Source organism: Bifidobacterium catulorum, from assembly GCF_003129925.1.
Lineage (GTDB): Bacteria > Actinomycetota > Actinomycetes > Actinomycetales > Bifidobacteriaceae > Galliscardovia > Galliscardovia catulorum.
This window is the reverse complement of record NZ_QFFN01000003.1, coordinates 36,420-55,387: the sequence shown is the minus strand read 5'-3', so window position 1 is coordinate 55,387 and position 18,968 is coordinate 36,420. Positions and strand designations below refer to the sequence as shown.

Genomic DNA, 18,968 nt, shown 5'->3' with positions numbered 1-18,968 from the left:
ATCAGGCCTTTGCCTGGGCGGCGAGACGCTGCTTCACCTTCTGCGCGTATTCGTCCACGTATTCCTGTCCGCTGGCCTCGCCGATGATCTTCATCATCCGGTCGGTCAGTTCGCGCAGCTCATCATGGTTGAGGCTGTCGGCGGGCACCTTCTTCACGATGATGGGCTTGCCGAAGATCACCGTGGTGCGTCCCTTGCCGGGAATCACCTGTCCCGGCTTCTGCAATTCACGGGTGCCGATGATCGCCGTGGGAATGATCGGGCATCCGGTCTCAAGCGCGAGGCGGGCCACCCCGGTGTGTCCCCGGTAGAGGCGTCCGTCGGGACTGCGGGTCCCCTCGGGATGGATGCCGAACAGATGGCCGTCCTCCAGGATTCCCCGGGCCGTCTCCAACGCGCCCAACGATTTCCTGCCGCCGGAACGGTCGACGGGGAACACGCCCACCGACGTGAACCACCACTTCTTGAGCCGTCCTTTGATGCCCTTGCCCTCGAAGTACTCGGCCTTGCCCATGAAGTGGATCATGCGCGGGGAAACCAACGGCAGCAGACCGTCATCAATGACCGCGAGATGGTTCGCCGCGATGATGGCACCGCCCTTCTTCGGAATGTTGTTCAGCCCTTTGACGGTGGGGTTGAACCGACGGCGGGCCAGCGGCCCCAGCAGTCTGACGAAGAACCAGTAAAGCACGATACCTCCAAGCCGTATGATGGCAGATTCACGATTACAGTTATAGATATGACCGGCAACAAGGATAGCAATGTGAACCCGACGTCTTCAAACGGCGGGGCGAACGGCGATGATGAACACCTCCAGTGGGAGGAGTTTCTCTCGTCCCATGAGAGCGATCTGGATGAGGTGGCCCGTTCGCGCAGCGCGCGGAAATTCGACAAGGCCGCACGGAAGGCGGAGAAGAAGGCGCAGTTCAGTGTGCATGATCTCAAGGCGGAGGCCTTCACCAGAACTCCCCCCACCGGCAGGGGCCCCCGTGACTTCAGCAACAGCAGTTGGCTGGATGTAGACGAGACGATGGACGGCGACTCCACGTTCACGCCGCCGAATCCTTCCCTCGGGCCCGTCAGCAGGAGCGGCCTGCTGTTCGTCATCCTGCTGGTGGCAGGTGTGCTGGGACTGGCGGCGGCGGTGCTGCTGCCGTCGTTGGCCTCTCTTCTGGGCACGGTGTGCGGTGTGATGACATTGATCGGCGCCGGCGGCCTGTTGGCACGTCATCGTGGCCATTCGGAGACCCGTCGCGACATCTTCGATGACGGCGCCAGGGTGTGAATGGCGCATGGGCATGAACGGCGCTCAGCGGAATATGTGAACGTACCGACGACATAGGGGGCAGCAATCAAACGCCCCCTATGTCGTTGACGCCTATGCCGGGCGACTCCGGTCACGCATTGCGGAGCGCCAGATCGGCGGCTCCGATCATACCGGCGTCGCCGCCCGCGGTGGCGGGCAGAATCCTCGCATGCTCACGGTAGGCGGCCGCCTGAAGGAAACGCACATAGTTGTAGCGTGCGGGCTTGAGGAGGATGTCGCCGACGGAGACGACGCCACCGCCGATGACGAACAGGTCAGGGTCGATCACCGCGGCGATGGCGGACATGGTACGGCCCAGCCATTCCCCGATCTTGCCGAATGCATACAGCGCCAGCTCGTCGCCCTCCTGGGCGGCTTGGGACACCATCTTGCCTTCGAGGGCGTGGACGTCCCCGCCACACAGTTCCAGAAGCCGATCGGCCTTCTGCGGCATACGACGGATGCCGGCGCGCGCGAACCGCTCCAAGGCGTTGCCGGAGGTGTAACGCTCCGCGCATCCACGCAGTCCGCAACCGCAGAAGTCCCCGTCGGAGACCATGGGCAGATGCCCAAGTTCGGCCGCCATGCCGAACGCCCCACGGTAGAGCTCGCCGTTAATGATGACCGCCCCTCCGAGTCCGGTGCCCACGGTGAGCATGACCATGTCACGACTGCCACGGCCCGCCCCGAGGATGTACTCACCCCAGCCTGCGCAGTTGGCGTCGTTCTCCACGACGACCTTGCATTTACCCCCGGTCCGCTCCTCGATGCGGTCCGCCAGCGGGTAGCCGATCCATTTGGCGATGTTGGCCGAGAAGCTTATGGTGCGACGGTCGGCCTTGACGTTGCCGGCCGCGGAGATGCCCATGGTGGGAATGTCGGAGTGCAGTTTCAGCGCCTCGTTGTAGATCTCGATGATGCAGTCGTTGATCTCTTCGGGATCGGTCGGCGTCGGAACGCGCCATTGGCTGAGAATCTTGTCGTTTTCGTCGCAGACGGCACCCGCGATCTTCGTGCCCCCGATATCGATGCCCAGTGTGTACATGAATCCTCCCTATCGCCGTATCCCACCGTTGACGCTCGTCGATGACGCACCCATACGGAGGAATTAGAACGTTCAACACTGCCATGATACCAGCGACAGGAACGACACGCCGAGCAACCTACCAATCGGTTGGTTTTTTATGGTTGATTCTATATAGCCGAATCGGGCCGTCTTCCGCCATCAACAGCGGAATCCGGCCCGATTCGGCAGTTCAAACCCCTATCGCGATCGCGCGGACTGAAGTCACGAGTCAGTCCCTCTTGCCGCGGGCAACCTCGATCCACCGGTCAAGCAGCTCCCCTGCCTTGCCGGAATCGACGGTCTTCTCGGCCAGTCCGTACGCTTCGCGGAATCGATCGGCCAGAGCGCCGTCCGAAACCAGATGGCCATCCGCGACGATTGCGGAGGCGGCGTTCAGCAGAGCAGTGGTGCGGGCGGGGATATCCTTGCCGGAGACGAAATCACGGAACGCCGCCGCATTGACTTCGGGCTCGCCTCCCTTGAGCTGGTTCACGTCGATCTTCTCAAGGCCCAGCTCCACCGTCGGGTCGAATTCGGTCTCGACGACCTTGCCGTCGCGGACCTCCCATACGGAAACGGGACCGGTGGGCGCAAGCTCGTCCATTCCTTCGTGCGAGGTGTAGACCATGCCGGACTGCCCGTTGGCGGCATACACGGCCGCCATGACCGGGCTGACCTCCCGGTTGGCGCATCCGATGGCCACATGCTTGGGCTTGGCCGGATTGGTCAGGGGTCCCAGCACGTTGAACACGCAGGGGATGCCCAGCGCTGCGCGAATGGGGCCTACGAACCGCATGGCGGGGTGGAAGGTGCGCGCGAAGGCGAAGGTGATACCCACTTCGTCGCCCACCTCGCCCACGGCTTCGGGCTTCAGGTCCAGGGGCAGGCCAAGGGCCTCAAGCACATCGGCGGCGCCGCACTTCGAGGATGCGGCGCGGTTGCCGTGCTTGACGATCTTGATTCCAGCCGCGGCGGCGGCCACCGAACCCATGGTGGACAGGTTCACGGTGGAGAAGCCGTCGCCTCCGGTGCCGACGATGTCGGTGGTCTCTCCTGAGACGTTGAGCGGCACCGCATGGGAGACCATGGCCTTGGCCGCGCCGGACACCTCCTCAGGGGTGAGGCCGAGTTGTTGCTGCATGGCCAGAACGGCACCCACGGCGGCTGGGTTCGCCTGACCTTTCATGAGGTCGTCGACGTACCACTCACTTTCCTCGGCGCTCAGATGCCCCCCGTGCACGAGCTTGGTAAGGATTGCTTTCCACGTGAATGGTTCGACCATGGCTGATTCCTCCTTGGCGTATTCGCCAGCGTTACATTCGTTGCCATTGTATCGACTGTGCATTACGCGCCGGCCATGTCGTCCACGATTGTTCCAATATACGAAAAGACGCCCCGTGGGTTTTCTCCCCGCGGGGCGTCACATCACGACGGAGGCGTCAGCCCCGTCGTCCCTTACTTCTCGTTTTTGCCATGGCACAGCTTGTATTTCTTGCCGGAACCGCAGGGGCATGGCGCGTTCCTGCCGGTTCCGGGGAAGGTGCGTCCGTCGGACTCGGGAGCATGCAGCTCCCCGCTCTTGGGACGTTTGGAGGCGGGGACCTTGCGGTCGGCGTGACTGATCGGCTTCGGCCCGGTGACGCTGCCGGTCTCGGTCCTCACAGGTTCGTCCGTCGCATCCTCCTCGGTCGCCTTCTCGCCGGAATCCTCGTCATTTTCGGTCTCGGCGACGGCAGTCTCCTCGGCGTCCTCGTCTTCCGAATCCGGATCATCGGGGGCGGAGGTCTCCAACTCGTCCGCGGACGGCTGTTCCCCGTCCACGCCTTCGACCTTCTCCGTGGCCACGGCCACGGCCTTGTCCTCATCCGTCTCGGTGTTCGATTCCTCGGTCCGGGCGACCTGCTGGATGTCGACGTGGAACAGCAGCTGGATGGACTCCTCCTTGATACCCTCCACCATGGAGTTGTACATCTGGTAGCCCTCGCGCTGGTACTCGGTCAACGGATCGCGCTGACCCATGCCGCGCAGGCCGATGCCGTCCTTGAGGTAGTCCATCTCGTACAGATGCTCGCGCCATTTGCGGTCGAGCACGGCGAGTACGACACGGCGTTCGAGCTGGCGCATCGCCGCCGATCCGGCCACCTCCTCGATCTTGGCGTACTGCTTCTCGATGTCGTCCACGATGAGCTCATGCAGCTTGGCGACGGCCTTGTCGGCCTTCAGCCCGGTCAGCTCCTTTTCGGCGTCCTCCCGCTCCACGTCGATGGGATAGATCTGGCCGAGGGCCTTCCACAGGCCCTCAAGATCCCAATCGGCAGGCTTATCGCTGCCGTGGGCGGCGCCCCTGATGTAGGAGTCGACGGTATCGGCCATGAAGCGCCTGATGTCCTCGTCGATGTCCTCCCCCTTGAGCACGGCCTGGCGTTCCGCGTACACGACGGTGCGCTGCTTGTTCATCACGTCGTCGTACTTCAACACGTTCTTGCGAATCTCGAAGTTACGAGATTCCACGGCCTTCTGAGCGTTACGGACGCCCTTGGACACGCTCTTCGACTCGATCGGCTCGCCCGTGGGCATGCCCTTGGCCATCACGCGAGCCACAAGCTGCGTGTTGAAGAGGCGCATGAGGTTGTCTTCGAGCGACAGGTAGAAGCGGGATTCACCCGGATCTCCCTGACGGCCGGAACGGCCGCGAAGCTGGTTGTCGATACGGCGGGACTCATGGCGTTCGGTGCCAAGCACGTAGAGACCGCCGAGCTTCTTGACTTCCTCGTGCTCATCCTTGACCTGCGCCTTGACCTCGGCGAGGGTCTCGGGCCACAGCTTCTCGTACTCCTCCGGGGTGTCCTCCGACGAATAGCCCTGCTCCTTGAGCTTCTGGTCGGCGAGGAACTCGACGTTGCCGCCGAGCATGATGTCGGTGCCTCGGCCGGCCATGTTGGTGGCCACGGTCACGGCGCCCTTGCGGCCGGCGACGGCCACGACGGCCGCCTCCTTGGCATGATGCTTGGCGTTGAGCACCTGATGGGGGATGCCGGCCACGTCGAGCAGCGAGGAGACGACCTCGGAGGATTCCACCGACGCGGTGCCGAGCAGCACCGGCTGGCCCTTGGCATGACGCTTGGCCACGTCCTTGACGATGGCGGTCAGCTTCTCCTTCTTGGTGCGGTAGATGAGGTCGTCCTTGTCCTGACGGATCATCGGACGGTTCGTCGGAATCGGCAGCACGCCCAGCTTGTAGGTGTTCATGAACTCGGCGGCCTCGGTCTCGGCGGTGCCGGTCATGCCGGCGAGCTTGTCGTACATGCGGAAGTAGTTCTGCAGGGTGATGGTCGCAAAGGTCTGGTTCTCGGCCTTGACCTCCACGCCCTCCTTGGCCTCGATGGCCTGGTGCAGGCCCTCGTTGTAACGGCGTCCGGGCAGCATGCGTCCGGTGTGCTCGTCGACGATGAGCACCTCGCCGCCCTGCACCACGTAGTCCTTGTCGCGCAGGAAGAGCTCCTTGGCCTTGATGGCGTTGTTCAGGTAGCCGATGAGCGCGGTGTTGTTCGGTTCGTACAGGTTGTCGATGCCGAGGTAGTCCTCCACCTTGGTGATGCCCGGGTCGAGTATGCCGACGACCTTCTTCTTCTCGTCGACCTCGTAGTCCTCGTCGCGTTTGAGCTTGAGCACCAGCTTGGCGAACTGCCGGTACCAGCGGGTCACGTCGCCTTCGGCGGGACCGGAGATGATGAGCGGGGTCCGGGCCTCGTCGATGAGGATGGAGTCGACCTCGTCGACGATGGCGTAGTGGTGCTCACGCTGCACCAGATCGGACTTCTCCCACGCCATGTTGTCTCGCAGATAGTCGAAGCCGAACTCGTTGTTGGTGCCGTAGGTGACGTCCGCCGCGTACTGCTTCCGGCGCTCCGGAGGCTTCTGGTCGGTGATGATGCAGCCGGTGGTCATGCCGAGGAACCGGAACACACGGCCCATCAGGTCGCTCTGGTAGCTGGCGAGGTAGTCGTTGACGGTGACCACGTGCACGCCCTTGCCCTCCAGGGCGTTGAGGTAGCTCGGCAGCGTGGCGACCAGGGTCTTGCCCTCGCCGGTCTTCATCTCGGCGATGTTGCCCCAGTGCAGGGCGGCGCCGCCCATGAGCTGTACGTCGAAGTGCCTCATGCCTAGTGTGCGCTTCGAAGCCTCACGCACCGTGGCGAACGCCTCCGGCATGAGCTTGTCGAGACTCTCGCCGTTCTCGATGCGCTGCTTGAACTTGGCCGTCTGCCCCTTGAGTTCGTCATCGGACATGGCGGAGATGGTGTTCTCCAAGGCGTTGGTCGCCTCCGCCACGGACTGAAGCTTGCGAAGCTGGTGTCCTTCGCCGATACGCAGGACCTTGTCCAGAACGTTTACCACGAGTTATCTCCTCAACTTGTGTCTGTGTTTTTGCACCTGGACTACAAGCCCTGTTCAGGCACAAACTGCATCCATAGTACGCGATTGTTCCGATTTTCGTTTTCTTCCCGGAGGTTTTATGGGAAAACCCATCCGAAATCGTTTCCCCGCGTTCACAGACGAGCGCCCCCGGGCATTGGTCCGGGGGCGCTCGTCACAACGGGTGAAGGGCCGTCACTTGGCCTTGTTCACATTCTCGGGGGTATCAATCTCGAACACGCCGTAGCTCCATCCGTGACGGTGGTAGACGACCGAGGGACGACCGGTCTCCTTGTTGACGAACAGGAAGAAGTCGTGTCCGATCAGCTCCATCTCGTACAGGGCCTCGTCGATGCTCATCGGTTCCGCGATGTGCAGCTTGCGGCGGATGACGATCGGGGTGTCCCCGACCTGCACCTCGACGGACTCGCCGGGGCCAAGGTCTCCGGCCACGGCGTCGGCGGGGCTGTTGCTCGGCTCTTCGACCGGCTCCTCCTCGACGACGGGCGGCTCGACCGCGCCCAGATCGACGGGCTGGGGATTGGTGTATCCGCGACGATGGTCCTTGCGGCGGTCACGGGAACGGCGCAGACGAAGCGTCAGCTTGTCAAGGGCCAGATCGAGGGCACTGAACTCATCGGTGCTCGAAGCCTCGGCACGGACGACGGTACGGCCCGCGATGACGGTGATCTCGACCTTCTTGGCGGTATCGGCCTGGCGGGGATTGCCCTCATGCGTGACGACGATCTGGGCGCGTTGCGCATCGGGGGCGATTGCGGTCACACGATTCATCTTGTTTTCGGCGACATCACGGAACCTCTGCTTGATCTGCGTGTGACGCCCGGTAACCACGATTTCCATGTGAACCTCCTTTTTCAAGCGGTTGCTGCACCGCTGTGGACACCCATCGGCAACCTCGCCGAAGGGATATCCACCATCCTAGCCGACGAAACGAAATTTTTGTGGAATTCAGCGCAATGAAAACCCGTGTTCACCATTGCTGCTATGCTTTTCTCCCTGAGACCCCTTGATGGCCGCGACACGCGTTCCCACGGAACACGGGTTGAGGAACTTCCGGGCTCCGCAGAGCACGATGGCGGATAACGTCCGCCCAGGGCGACCTGAGAGATAGCGCAGCAGAGAACAGACCGCCCGGCCTCGGCCGGGTAAGGGTGAAACGGCGGTGTAAGAGACCACCGGGCTTCCGGCAACGGACAGCCGCATGGCAAGCCTCATCGGGAGCAAGGCCAAGCAGAGGACGTCAAGGGCTGCTCGCCCATGTCCTCGGGTAGGCCGCTAGAGCCTGGCGGCGACGTCAGGTCGAGATGGATGGCCATCCGTGCGTGATCTTCGGATGCGCACGACAGAACCCGGGGTATAAGGGGTCTCAATCATCCGTATCAAGCGGTCCACCAAGGTCCGCCCATATTTCGCATCCCGATTCCACATCCCGGACGGGCGCCGTCTTCGTCCAGCCACATCCCCCATCCCCGCCGACGCGGGCTCGGTCACGCGATGCCGTCTGCGCCATCGCCAAACAGGTCATCGCGAAACAGGTCATCGGCCACGCGCCGGATGAGGTCCGGATCATGGCCTTTGCGGCCTCCCGCACTCCATAGCCGGCGGCGCCGTCCGTCCCGGTCCATGCCCTCGGTCCTTCGCGCGACACGCCGGCCCAGCTCATACGCCGAATCCACGAACGCGCCGGTTTCGGCGAACCGTTCCACCACCTGCTCGGACAGTGGACGTCCGAGTCCTTTTCTCATGAGTTCGCGTACCGCGCCCATCCTGCCCAGCTGCCGTGACAGACAATACCGGACCATGGAACATGCGTAGGCTTCGTCATCGACGAGACCGACGTCGACCAGCCGCCGCACGACCTTCGCCGCCACTGACGGCGCATATCCCTTGGCCCTCAGCCGCTCGTCCAGCGCGCCCGACGAACGCGGAGCGGCGTCAAGCAACGTCAACGCGGCCTCGCGGCACGCTTCGTAGTCCTCTGGGTTGTCAGGCCCTTCGACGGCGTGGATACCACGACCCGACACGGCGAATCCGCCGCGCCTGGGAACGCGCGCCGCACGCCTGCGGCCGCCCCGTCCCCGTCCGCCGCGGATGCGCCCCGAAGAACCGTCCTCATCCGGCACCGCTCCGAACGCGCCCGAGCACCGGGACGGCGATCCCGTGACCGTGACGGCGGTCTTTCCACTGTCATGGTCACGGTCATGGGAACCTTGCGCCGCGTCCTCGGCCCCGTCCGGCATATGGCATCCAGCCCCATGAGGCTCCTCCGCCATGACGGTGGGATGGCGGCGGAGGAACTCCTCTGCGGAAATCATCGTCAGGCAACGGCCCCGGCATCGGAAGACTTGCCGTCCGCGGACTTGCCGCCGGAGGGCTTCCCGGCATCAGCCTTGGACACGCCATCGGCGGCACCGGCCCCGGACGTCTCCTCCCCCTCCTTCTTCGCCGCAGCCTCATCGGGGTCGGGCTTCTCGACGCCGAAGGCGATCTTCACCCGATGCTCGATCTCATTGGTGAGTTCGGGGTTGTCCTTGAGGAACTGACGCACCTTCTCGCGCCCCTGCCCCAGCTGATCCCCGTCATAGGTGAACCAGGAGCCGGACTTCTTGACCAGGCCGCACTGCTGCGCCATGTCGAGCACGGAACCCTCCCGGGAGATGCCCTCGCCGTAGAGCACATCGAACTCCGCGGTCTTGAAGGGCGGCGCCATCTTGTTCTTGACGACCTTGACCTTGGTGCGGTTGCCGATGGCCTCGTCGCCGTTCTTCATCGTCTGTATGCGACGGATGTCCAGCCGCACGGACGCGTAGAACTTGAGCGCCTTGCCGCCGGTGGTGGTCTCGGGCGAGCCGAAGAACACGCCGATCTTCTCACGAAGCTGGTTGATGAAGATCGCCGTGGTGCCCGCCTGGGACAGCGCACCGGTCATCTTGCGCAATGCCTGACTCATCAGTCGGGCCTGCAGACCGACGTGGCTGTCTCCCATATCGCCCTCGATCTCGGCCTTGGGAACGAGCGCGGCCACCGAATCAATGACGATGACGTCAAGCGCGCCGGAACGGATGAGCATGTCGGCGATCTCCAACGCCTGTTCGCCGTTGTCCGGCTGCGACACGATAAGCGAATCTGTATCCACCCCGAGCTTGCGCGCGTATTCGGGATCGAGGGCGTGTTCGGCGTCGATGAACGCGGCGACACCGCCGTTGCGCTGGGCGTTGGCGACGACATGCAGCGCCAGCGTCGTCTTGCCGGATGACTCGGGGCCATACACCTCGACGATCCTGCCCTTGGGCAGACCGCCGATGCCCAACGCCAGATCGAGCGCCAGGGAACCGGTGGGGATGACCTCCACGTTCTGGATGGGCTTGTCGCCCAACCGCATGGCGGACCCCTTGCCGAAGCTCTTCTCCACCTGCGCCAGCGCGGTGTTCAGCGCCGCCTGTCTCTGGTCCGCGGTCTTCGCGGCCGGATCCTGTTTCTTCTGCTGTGCCATCAGCGTCTCCTTAACGTCGGTGCCATGGTGCCCACCGTAGACCGACCATCGCCGTGAATGCCGGCCGCGCGGAAAATGTGGACAACCATACCACCCGCAAGCGGACATCAATAATGTTGCCTTTTGCCGGCATCATCCAATCTGCCGCCAACGACTATACTCGAACATGTGTTCGACTTCTTGCGACACGCCGAAAATCAACGCAACGATTTCGGCGGCAGAGGCGGGGCGTTATGCCCATCGCCCCACCGTCGACCGTCGGGAACCCCCATATGATCGCACAGCACATTCCACACGACACGTGGCTCCACGCCGGCCGCCAACGCCTCGACGACCGTCATCGACCCCAGACGATCCAGATTCTGGTCACGCGATACGCTCCTGCCGTAGGACCGGCCGAAGACCTCATCAACCAGCTGCCAAAACTCCCGTTCCCGCATATGCGCAGAATCTATTCCCTGCCCTCAACCGCACGGACGCGGTCGGCCACCATCATCAGCATGTCGGAGAGGTGCACGCCCAGCGCCTGCGTGATGGATACGAGCAATTCGGAGCTGGCCTCCTTCTGCCCGCGCTCCACCTCGGAAAGGTAGCCGAGGGAGACGCCGGCCTTCCCGCTGACCTCGCGAAGGGTCTTGTGGTCCTTGGTACGCAGCGAACGCAGAACCTCGCCTATGACCTTACGCAACGAGATCTGCCCGTCGTCACTTGTGACCACGCGGGTGCGCTCGGCCGCATTCGAACGGTCCTCAAGGCCGTCCTCGCGGTCGGCGTTCGCCCACATGCGGCTGAGTGCCGCCTGACGGTCGTCCTTCGCCTTGCGGGCCGCGCGGGCGCGCAGGATCTGCTGCTGCGCGAAAGCGACGGCGCGCTTCTGCGCAGGGGTGAGGTTCCTGGCCATGGCCTTGCCGTCGGGCAGTGCCGCCGTGGCATGGCCGGAAGTGCGGATGTCATCGTCGTACCGTGTTGCCGTAGTCGTCATGTTCGCTCCTTTTCCAACCCCTGGACCTGTATCTCAATCCCTATAGGTGTCAACCGGATGATTCGGCGATTATTCCGCTATCGGTCATAAATGTGACTCATTTCACACGTCAGGACGTCATCGCGACGCGTCTTCTCGCCGCGCGTCACCGGCAAGCAGCGCGACAAGACGGCCCAGCACCCGCCCGACGGTCGCCTCGCGTATCTCCTCGCGGGTGCCGGAGAGCCTCAGCTCGTGGGATTCGACCATGTACCCGCCGCGTACATGCCTGTCCGGGATGCACAGGCCGATGTATACCAGACCCACCGGCTTGTCGCCATCGGGGCCCGGGCCGGCGACGCCCGTCGTCGACAATCCGACGACGCGGCCGCGGTATTCGTCGCGCGTGCGGTACAGCCGGGCGGTGCCTACCGCCATCTGCCTGGCCACTTCCGGATGAACGGCCCCATGCTCTCGCAGAAGCCGGGAATCGACGTCGAGAATCGACGCCTTCGCCGCGATGTCGTAGGTCACCGCCGAGCCGAGGAACACCTGTGACGCGCCGGGGATGCGGACGAACGCGTCGGCCAGCAGGCCTCCCGTCAACGACTCCGCGGCGGCGATGCGCCAGCCGCGTCCGCCGCACAGCCCCAAGGCCCGCGCCGCGAGATCGTCCCGCTTGTCCTGCGCACCCACATCATCGAGACCGGACTGCGCCATCCCATGCATCAGGCGTCCCTCCCCGAGGCCCCGAACGTGTTGCGCAGGTAGACGCCGCCGGAATACAGGCACAGGACCAGCGCCACGATGAGCATCGCATAGGCGAGGACGTAATACCATGTCGTCCATCCGATGCCGGGGGCGATGACGTCAGCCAACGACCATACCGGCAGCGTGTACATCGACAATGCGATGGACTGGAACACCGTCTTGAGCTTGCCCGGCCAAGCGGCGGCGATGACCTTGCCTCCCGGACGCTCCATCACGAAGAACCGCATGACGGTGATGCCGACTTCACGGACGAGGAACAGCACGGTGATGACCCATGCCCACGCGAATTCACCGAAGACGGAGAACACGATGAGCGCCGAACACATGAGCAGCTTGTCGGCGATGGGGTCCATGAGCTTGCCCAATTCGGTGACTTCGTTGCGGGAACGCGCCAGATACCCGTCGACCTTGTCGGTGCTGGCCGCCACGATGAACAATACGGCGGCGACCCATCGCAGGACAAGATTGTCCCGTCCTGCAGGACCGGCGACCACGGTCAACACGATGAACACCACCACGAGGATGATGCGGGCGTAGGTGACGAGGTTCGCCGGCGTGTTCCAACCCGCCAGCAGGGAATTCCCCGTCGTCCCCGAACCATTGCCTTCGGACATCACATGCTCCTTGCCATATCGGTATGCGGCCGCACCGGCATCGCGGCGGCCGCATGTTTCCTAAGCGATTCCCAAGCGTACCCCATATTCCCGCGGGCGCGCCTCCGATCCATCGCCCCGCAGCGGGCCCTCACTCCCCCGCCTCCTGTGGCCGGGAGGGCGTCAGGGCCTTCGTCTCGCCCTTGATGAATGCCAGCACCTGCGGCAGATCCTGGGGCTGGACCAGCACCTCCCTCGCCTTGGACCCCTCGGACGGGCCGACGACGCCGCGCGATTCCAGCAGATCCATGAGGCGTCCCGCCTTGGCGAAGCCGACGCGCAGCTTGCGCTGCAGCATGGAGGTGGAGCCGAACTGCGAGGTGACGACGAGCTCGGCGGCCTGCAGCAGGACGTCCATGTCGCCGCCGATCTCCTCGTCGGGTTCGAGCGCGCTCTTCTCCGACTCCTTGGCCATCTCCTCGATGTCCTCGCGATAATGCGGCTTGCGCTGCGTCTTGACGAAGTCCACGGCGTCGCGGATCTCGGATTCCGAGACCCAGGAGCCCTGCACGCGCAACGGCTTGGCGCTGCCCATCGGCAGGAACAAGGCGTCACCCTGTCCGATGAGGCTCTCCGCACCGGTGGTGTCGAGGATGACGCGCGAATCCGTGGCCGACGAGGTGGCGAAGGCGAGTCGAGAGGGGATGTTGGCCTTGATCAGGCCAGTGACCACGTCGACGGACGGACGCTGCGTGGCGAGCACGAGGTGCACGCCGGCGGCGCGTGCCAGCTGGGTGATGCGCTGGATGGAGCTTTCGACGTCGTTCTTGGCCACCATCATGAGGTCGGCCATCTCGTCGACGACCACGAGCAGGTACGGGTACGGCGCCACCTTGCGGTTCGACCCCTCGGGCGCATGCACCTTGCCGGCGCGCACGGCCTCGTTGAAGTCCTTGACGTGACGGAATCCGAAGTACTGGAGGTCGTCGTAGCGGGCGTCCATCTCCTTGACGACCCATTCGAGCGCCTGGGCGGCCTTCTTCGGGTCGGTGATGATGGGTGTGAGCAGATGCGGGATGCCGGCATAGGCGGAGAGCTCCACGCGTTTGGGGTCCACCATGATGAGCCGCACCTGCTCGGGCGTGGCGCGCATGATGATGGAGGTGAGCATGGAGTTGATGAAGCTCGACTTGCCGGAGCCTGTGGCGCCGGCGACGAGCAGATGCGGCATCTTGGTGAGGTCTGCCGTGACGAAATGGCCCTCCACGTCCTTGCCCACGCCGGCGAGCATGGGATTGCGGTCCTTGCGGGCCTTGTCGGAGCGCAGGACGTCGCCGAGATGCACGATCTCGCGGTCCACGTTCGGGATCTCGATACCGATGGCGGATTTGCCGGGGATCGGCGAGAGGATGCGCACGTCGGAGCTGGCCACGGCATACGCGATGTTGCGCCGCAGGTTGGTGACCTTCTCGACCTTGACCCCGGGGCCGAGCTCAACCTCGTACTGGGTGACCGAGGGCCCCCTGAGGAATCCGACCACCTGGGCGTCCACCTTGAACTGCTGGAAGGTGTCGCGCAGGGCGGCGATGACCCTGTCGTTCGCCGGTGTCCTTGCGGCATGGGGCTTGCCGTGTTTGAGCAGCTCCAGATCGGGAAGATGGTATTCCGCGGGGTCCAGGACCGTGGCGGCGGGACGGGGCTCTGCACGCCGCGCATCGTTGGACGCGGCATCGACCACGGTCTGCGGTTCCACGCCGCCGTGCGCGTTCCCGAGGTCCTTCGCATCCATGGCGGGCGAAGCTGAGGACTCGACGGCGGCGGCGCCCTGCGGATGCGCGGGCGACTCCGACGCGGGGAAACTGCCCGAGGGCATGATGGCGGTGGCCCACGGGTCCACCCCGACGGCGCCGGACTGCGCCGGGGAACCGGCCTCGCCGCCGAGGGACGATACGGTTCGCAGGCGATGCGCCGGCAGATCGCCGTCACGGCTCACCAGTGCGGTCTCCGCCGTCTGCCCATGGGTGCTGGCGGCCTTGTCGAACGCCTTGTCCGCTGCATATTCGTCCAGTTTGGCGTCGTCGCCGGCATCCCGGCCGAAATGCCCGGAGAACAATCGCCGCCACCATGGGGCGCGGGCACCGTCGCCGCCCTCGTCGGCCCCATGGCCGCCGTCGCTCCCGTCATGGGTAGGCACGCCGTCAGCGAAGGCTATGGTGTCGTCGCCGTCCCCCAGCCTGACCTCGTTGGGGAAATCGGCGTCGCGCCCCTCGTCCCCGGCTGCGGCGTCGCGACCCTGCAGCCGCGCGGCGAGCGTCTCAAGACGCTGCGGCAGCTCGCTCACATGGGTGCGGGTGATGAGCAGCAGCGACGCAAGCGCCACGAGCACGAACAGGATGATGGCGAAGACCTTGGAAAGACCCCACGACAGCGTGGATCCGAGCACGAATCCGAACAGGCCTCCGGCGTCCTGTATCCGGTGGATGTCGAAGTCATGGGAGTCCCCCAGCTTGGCGGCGTCGATGATCGAGCAGACGGACCACAGCAGCATGGTCCACCCGCAGACGACGCGGGGATTGTCGGAGTCCCGGCCGGCGTTGCGCAGCAGCCGCCAGACGACGATGAACAGCAGCACGGGAAGCACGACGCTCATCATGCCGAACAGCCCCGCCGCGACCGCGTGGAGCGTACGGCCGATGAATCCGTCGACGCGGAACCATTCGCTGGCCACGAACATGATGGCCAGTATGGCGAAGACGAAGCACAGCCCGTCCCTGCGGTAGGCCGGATCGAACTCTCCCACGCCGGTGAGCGTACGGACCATCATGCCCAATCCGCGGGGCACGGCGAGCAGGGCCCGCTTCCATCCCGGCTCGTCGTCGGTCATGGCGGGGCCCGCCTGCGATGCGGAACGCGGGGATGACGATGCTTTTCGTGAACTGGACCGATTCGGCGTCGATCGAGGGGATGATTTCTGTGCCATAGCAATGCCCTACAATACCGTTGCTTCAGGATGTCCCCGGGCTCGGCGGCATGATGTTCACGAAACATCGTGGAAAAAACATCCGCATGTCATCGGGCGATGTCTCCGAGATGGTGCTGCGCGTATTCGTCGGCATGCGCGTCGATGGCATCGTATGCGCCCTCATCGGCATGGGCCACGATGGCGAGCGCGTTGTGGAGCAGCGCCGGGTTGAGCGCCTCAAGCCAATGGATGCGGGGGTCGCGTCCGAACCATCCCATCTGCTTGCGGGCGAGACGACGGGTCTTCTGCGCGATGTCGGCGAACGCCTCGTCCTCGTCCATGAGCCCGTCGAGCACGTCGATCATCTGCTGGTAGCCGAGCGCCCGTGCGGCGGTGGCCCCCAGATGGTCGCGAAGACGTTCCGCCTCATGGACGAAGCCGTCGTCGCGCATCCGCATGGTACGTGCGGCGATGCGCCTGTCGAGCTCCTCGCGCGGCAGGTCGAGGCCGATCTGCACGCAGGGGATCACGTAGCGGTATCGGGGCAGACTGGCGGAGTACGGGCGACCGGTGATCGCGATGACCTCCAGCGCTCGGATCGTGCGTCGCGGGTTGTGCGGGTCCATGCGCGCGGCGGCTTCGGGGTCCTTCGCGCGAAGCTCGTCGAAGAGGACGCCCGGTCCCTCGTCAACCGCCCTGCGTTCGAGCGCCGCACGCACATCGGGATCGGTTCCGGGGAAGCTGATGTCGTCGATGGCGGCGCGCGCGTACAGCCCCGAACCGCCGACGAGTATGGGGCGCACCCCCCGGGACCGCAGTTCACGGATGCAGTCGCGGGCCATGGCCTGGAACCGGGCCACGGTCATGGTCTCGCCGGGATCGATGACGTCGAGCAGGTGATGCGGCACCTCGGCCCGTTCCCCGGCGGTGGCCTTGGCGGTGCCGATGTCCATGCCGCGGTACATCTGGTAGGCGTCCGCATTCACGATCTCGGCCCGCTGCCCCTTGGCCTCAAGGGCCTTGGCTAGGGCGATGGCGAGGCCGGTCTTGCCGGAGGCCGTGGGTCCGACGATGGAGACGACTCGCGGCTCAGTGCCTGATGTCATAGGTCTGCCCCGCTTTCATGTCCGGGTCGGCGATGAGATAGTGTGCCGCGGCATGGGTCACGGTGGCGGTGACGAAGTCGCCGACCTTCGGCTGCGGACGGTCCTCGGGCACACCCACGTGCACGAGGACGCCGGTGCGTTCGCGTCCGGTGACGCGATGGGTCTCCCCGTCGCGTCTGCCCTGCGTGGCGGAGACCATCACCTCGACGTCGCGCCCCTCGAACGTGCGCAGCCCTTCGGCGGTGATGCGCTCCTGCAGCTCGTGGAGCCTGTCGTAGCGCTCGCGCACCGCGGCGTGGGGCACCTGGTCCATCACGGCGGCGGGCGTGCCCGGCCTCGGCGAGTATTCGAAGGTGAACGCCGAGGAGAACCGGGCCTGTTCGACCACGCGCATGGTCTGTTCGAAGTCATCGTCGGTCTCACCGGGGAATCCCACGATGACGTCCGTGCTGATCTGCGCGTCGGGCATGGCGTCGCGCACCTTGCCGAGGATGGTCATGAACCTCTCGGCGCGATAGGAGCGCCGCATGGCGCGCAGGATGCGGTCCGACCCGGATTGCAGAGGCATGTGCAGCTGGTGCATCACGTTGGGGGTCTCGGCCATGGCCGCGATCACGTCGTCGGTGAACGCCGCCGGATGGGGCGACGTGAATCGGACTCGTTCGAGCCCGTCGATGCGCCCGCATGCGCGCAGCAGCCTGGAGAACGCGGTGCGGTCGCCCATGGAGTACCCATACGAGTTGACGTTCTGCCCGAGCAGCGTCACCTCCCGGGCCCCTTCGTCCACGCAACGTCGGATCTCCTCAAGGACGTCGCCGGGACGGCGGTCTCGCTCCTTGCCTCGCACGGCGGGCACGATGCAGAACGTGCAGGTGTTGTTGCATCCCACGGAGATGGACACCCACGAGGATATCCTCGACGCCCTTGCCGTGGGCAGCTGGCTGGGGAAATAGGAGAGGTCGCGCGAGATCTCCACCTGGGCGCGTCCGGTCGTTCGCGCCTCGTCCAGCAGTCTGGGCAGCGAGCCGATGTTCTTGGTGCCGAAGACGGCATCCACCCAGGGCACTCGCCTGGTGATGCGGTCGCGGTCCTTCTGGGCCATGCACCCTCCTACGGCGATCTGCATGCCCGGTCGGCGGTGCTTGTACCGGGCCCATCGACCGAGTGTGCCGTACATGCGTTCGGTGGCGTTCTCGCGCACCGCGCAGGTGTTCAGTATGACCAGGTCGAAGTCGCCGTTCCTGGTCTGGTCCTCGTCGGCGGGCACGTATCCGGCGGATTCGAGCACGCCGGCGATGCGTTCCGAATCATGCACGTTCATCTGGCATCCCAGCGTGCGGATGGCGAACACACCCCTGCCGCGTCCCGTGCCACGCCCGCATTCGTCCTTCCGCCCGGCTGGGACCGCGGGGACGGGATCGCGTTCCTCAGGCGTCATCATGTCCTCGTTCATAACGTCCAATCCTAGCGAGCGTCGCGAATCTCACCGAATTCCCAGCTTTCCCCGCGTCTCGTTTGCTAATATTCCGTTGGTTTCGATGATGATCGGTCGACAAGGAGAACGGACCCATGATTCTTGAACGCAAGCAGCGCTTCAACGTGCCCGAGATCCGCACACGCATGGAGCAGGTCTCGGCGGAGCTCGGCACCGACACCTTCCGCGGCGCGCAGATCGTGGAATACGCGGAGTTGGAGCAGGTCTATTCGGGCGCCATGCGTGAGATCAGCACGAAGCTGGAGAACCTCGACGACGAGTTCCAGCTGAAGAACGAACACAATCCCATCCACCACATCGAATGCCGTCTGAAGAGCATCGGCTCCACGATCGGCAAGCTGAAGAGGCGCGGCCTGCCCGTCGAGATCTCATCGATCAGGGACAACCTCTACGACATCGCCGGCATCCGCGTGATCTGCAACTACGTGACGGACGTCTACGCCGTGGCGAAGACCCTGTCGGAGCAGTCCGACATCGAGGTCATCCGGGTCAAGGACTACATCGCCAATCCCAAGCCGAACGGATACCGCAGCCTCCACGTCATATACCAGGTGCCGGTGTTCCTTTCCGACGGCCCCCATCCGACGCCAGTCGAGGTGCAGTTCCGCACCATCGCCATGGACTACTGGGCGAGTCTCGAACATCGTCTCCGCTACAAGAACACGATCGAGGACACGGCCAGGGAGAGGCATTTCGAGACCTTGAAGGACTGCGCCGAGCAATTGGCCGAGATCGAGGGGCGCATGCAGCGGATTCATCAGGAGATCGGCTGAGTTCC

The 18,968-nt window shown here is 64.5% G+C and carries 16 protein-coding genes and 1 other RNA gene; 3 read left to right on the top strand and 14 right to left on the bottom strand.

The window, feature by feature from the left end:
* Position 1 precedes the first annotated feature (1 nt).
* Positions 2-691 (bottom strand): lysophospholipid acyltransferase family protein, encoded by a 690-nt coding sequence (locus tag DF200_RS02150; protein ID WP_109136652.1) that lies wholly within the window; start codon positions 689-691, stop codon positions 2-4.
* 48 nt (positions 692-739) lie between these two features.
* Between DF200_RS02150 and DF200_RS02145 the strand changes: the two genes are divergently transcribed.
* Positions 740-1,285: a hypothetical protein gene (locus DF200_RS02145; RefSeq protein ID WP_109136651.1), complete on the top strand. Its 546-nt coding sequence runs from the start codon at positions 740-742 to the stop codon at positions 1,283-1,285.
* Positions 1,286-1,397: 112 nt separating this feature from the next.
* Here the strand turns inward: DF200_RS02145 and DF200_RS02140 are convergent, their stop codons facing one another.
* The 4 genes from DF200_RS02140 to hpf form a co-directional block, all read right to left on the bottom strand.
* Positions 1,398-2,351: an ROK family glucokinase gene (locus tag DF200_RS02140; protein WP_109136650.1), complete on the bottom strand. Its 954-nt coding sequence runs from the start codon at positions 2,349-2,351 to the stop codon at positions 1,398-1,400.
* A 250-nt stretch (positions 2,352-2,601) separates the two neighbouring features.
* Complete coding sequence (gene trpD / locus DF200_RS02135; RefSeq protein ID WP_109136649.1) at positions 2,602-3,654, bottom strand: anthranilate phosphoribosyltransferase; 1,053 nt, start codon at positions 3,652-3,654, stop codon at positions 2,602-2,604.
* Between the two features lie 173 nt (positions 3,655-3,827).
* Positions 3,828-6,770, bottom strand: coding sequence for a preprotein translocase subunit SecA (secA, locus tag DF200_RS02130; RefSeq protein WP_109136648.1), 2,943 nt, complete (start codon positions 6,768-6,770; stop codon positions 3,828-3,830).
* A gap of 213 nt (positions 6,771-6,983) precedes the next feature.
* Positions 6,984-7,649: a ribosome hibernation-promoting factor, HPF/YfiA family gene (gene hpf, locus DF200_RS02125; RefSeq protein WP_109136647.1), complete on the bottom strand. Its 666-nt coding sequence runs from the start codon at positions 7,647-7,649 to the stop codon at positions 6,984-6,986.
* 157 nt (positions 7,650-7,806) lie between these two features.
* Between hpf and rnpB the strand changes: the two genes are divergently transcribed.
* Positions 7,807-8,182: RNase P RNA component class A (rnpB, locus tag DF200_RS02120), an RNA gene on the top strand.
* A 114-nt stretch (positions 8,183-8,296) separates the two neighbouring features.
* On the opposite strand, the gene DF200_RS02115 is transcribed toward rnpB, so the two are convergent.
* The 9 genes from DF200_RS02115 to miaB all read right to left on the bottom strand — a co-directional run bounded on the left by DF200_RS02115 (position 8,297) and on the right by miaB (position 18,148).
* Positions 8,297-9,124 carry a regulatory protein RecX gene (locus DF200_RS02115; protein WP_241520089.1) on the bottom strand — a complete coding sequence of 276 codons (828 nt, stop codon included), beginning with the start codon at positions 9,122-9,124 and terminating at the stop codon, positions 8,297-8,299.
* Positions 9,125-9,126: 2 nt separating this feature from the next.
* A complete protein-coding gene (gene recA / locus DF200_RS02110; RefSeq protein ID WP_109136645.1) occupies positions 9,127-10,302 on the bottom strand; it encodes a recombinase RecA in 1,176 nt (391 codons plus the stop codon).
* 197 nt (positions 10,303-10,499) lie between these two features.
* Positions 10,500-10,742, bottom strand: a complete 243-nt coding sequence (locus DF200_RS02105) for a DUF3046 domain-containing protein (protein WP_109136644.1) — start codon at positions 10,740-10,742, stop codon at positions 10,500-10,502.
* Positions 10,743-10,753: 11 nt separating this feature from the next.
* Positions 10,754-11,203: a helix-turn-helix domain-containing protein gene (locus tag DF200_RS02100; RefSeq protein WP_241520095.1), complete on the bottom strand. Its 450-nt coding sequence runs from the start codon at positions 11,201-11,203 to the stop codon at positions 10,754-10,756.
* A 198-nt stretch (positions 11,204-11,401) separates the two neighbouring features.
* Complete coding sequence (locus tag DF200_RS02095) at positions 11,402-11,983, bottom strand: CinA family protein (RefSeq protein WP_109136750.1); 582 nt, start codon at positions 11,981-11,983, stop codon at positions 11,402-11,404.
* A gap of 8 nt (positions 11,984-11,991) precedes the next feature.
* Complete coding sequence (gene pgsA, locus DF200_RS02090; RefSeq protein WP_109136642.1) at positions 11,992-12,648, bottom strand: CDP-diacylglycerol--glycerol-3-phosphate 3-phosphatidyltransferase; 657 nt, start codon at positions 12,646-12,648, stop codon at positions 11,992-11,994.
* Positions 12,649-12,778: 130 nt separating this feature from the next.
* Complete coding sequence (locus DF200_RS02085; protein ID WP_109136641.1) at positions 12,779-15,607, bottom strand: FtsK/SpoIIIE family DNA translocase; 2,829 nt, start codon at positions 15,605-15,607, stop codon at positions 12,779-12,781.
* An 89-nt stretch (positions 15,608-15,696) separates the two neighbouring features.
* Positions 15,697-16,695: a tRNA (adenosine(37)-N6)-dimethylallyltransferase MiaA gene (gene miaA, locus DF200_RS02080; protein ID WP_109136640.1), complete on the bottom strand. Its 999-nt coding sequence runs from the start codon at positions 16,693-16,695 to the stop codon at positions 15,697-15,699.
* Entirely contained in the window at positions 16,679-18,148 is a 1,470-nt protein-coding gene (gene miaB / locus DF200_RS02075; protein ID WP_109136639.1) for a tRNA (N6-isopentenyl adenosine(37)-C2)-methylthiotransferase MiaB, read from the bottom strand. The genes miaA and miaB overlap by 17 nt, the downstream gene beginning before the upstream one ends.
* A gap of 116 nt (positions 18,149-18,264) precedes the next feature.
* On the opposite strand from miaB, the gene DF200_RS02070 reads away from it, so the two are divergent.
* Positions 18,265-18,963, top strand: coding sequence for a GTP pyrophosphokinase (locus tag DF200_RS02070; protein ID WP_109136638.1), 699 nt, complete (start codon positions 18,265-18,267; stop codon positions 18,961-18,963).
* Positions 18,964-18,968: the final 5 nt, after the last annotated feature.

Excerpts from the sequence above, each read along its gene's own strand:
- miaA (WP_109136640.1), bottom strand. The coding sequence starts at position 16,695 with ATGACATCAGGCACTGAGCCGCGAGTCGTCTCCATCGTCGGACCCACG.
- DF200_RS02115 (WP_241520089.1), bottom strand. The coding sequence starts at position 9,124 with ATGATTTCCGCAGAGGAGTTCCTCCGCCGCCATCCCACCGTCATGGCG.
- trpD (WP_109136649.1), bottom strand. The coding sequence starts at position 3,654 with ATGGTCGAACCATTCACGTGGAAAGCAATCCTTACCAAGCTCGTGCAC.
- hpf (WP_109136647.1), bottom strand. The coding sequence starts at position 7,649 with ATGGAAATCGTGGTTACCGGGCGTCACACGCAGATCAAGCAGAGGTTC.
- DF200_RS02085 (WP_109136641.1), bottom strand. The coding sequence starts at position 15,607 with ATGGCACAGAAATCATCCCCTCGATCGACGCCGAATCGGTCCAGTTCA.
- DF200_RS02145 (WP_109136651.1), top strand. The coding sequence starts at position 740 with ATGACCGGCAACAAGGATAGCAATGTGAACCCGACGTCTTCAAACGGC.
- DF200_RS02100 (WP_241520095.1), bottom strand. The coding sequence starts at position 11,203 with ATGGCCAGGAACCTCACCCCTGCGCAGAAGCGCGCCGTCGCTTTCGCG.
- pgsA (WP_109136642.1), bottom strand. The coding sequence starts at position 12,648 with ATGTCCGAAGGCAATGGTTCGGGGACGACGGGGAATTCCCTGCTGGCG.
- DF200_RS02140 (WP_109136650.1), bottom strand. The coding sequence starts at position 2,351 with ATGTACACACTGGGCATCGATATCGGGGGCACGAAGATCGCGGGTGCC.
- DF200_RS02095 (WP_109136750.1), bottom strand. The coding sequence starts at position 11,983 with ATGGCGCAGTCCGGTCTCGATGATGTGGGTGCGCAGGACAAGCGGGAC.
- miaB (WP_109136639.1), bottom strand. The coding sequence starts at position 18,148 with ATGAACGAGGACATGATGACGCCTGAGGAACGCGATCCCGTCCCCGCG.
- recA (WP_109136645.1), bottom strand. The coding sequence starts at position 10,302 with ATGGCACAGCAGAAGAAACAGGATCCGGCCGCGAAGACCGCGGACCAG.
- DF200_RS02070 (WP_109136638.1), top strand. The coding sequence starts at position 18,265 with ATGATTCTTGAACGCAAGCAGCGCTTCAACGTGCCCGAGATCCGCACA.
- DF200_RS02105 (WP_109136644.1), bottom strand. The coding sequence starts at position 10,742 with ATGCGGGAACGGGAGTTTTGGCAGCTGGTTGATGAGGTCTTCGGCCGG.